Here is a 238-nt window from a genome sequence, read left to right as displayed (position 1 = left end):
CCTCGCCGGACCCGACCTGACCGGCACCACCCTCACCGGCCACGAACTCAGCCACGACACCTGCGTCACCGACCCCTTCAGCCCCGCCGGCTCAGGCTCACTGATGTACCCCACCGGCACCCCCGCACGCTGGACAGCCGACGGACAACTCGAACTCCTCCCCCAGGACACCGACGACGACGAGCAGGACACGGCCACCACCACCGCACGGCGCCGCACCCCCACCCCCCAGGAAGAG

The 238-nt window shown here is 71.4% G+C and carries 1 protein-coding gene; it reads left to right on the top strand.

Annotated features, from left to right (window positions below):
- Positions 1–238: hypothetical protein (locus IF67_RS40115; RefSeq protein ID WP_037840478.1), on the top strand; the 238-nt coding region annotated here is incomplete at both ends.

Source organism: Streptomyces sp. NRRL S-1813, from assembly GCF_000719605.1.
GTDB lineage: Bacteria > Actinomycetota > Actinomycetes > Streptomycetales > Streptomycetaceae > Streptomyces > Streptomyces decoyicus.
Note: the sequence above shows the minus strand (reverse complement) of the source record. Positions and strands in the feature narration are given on the sequence as shown.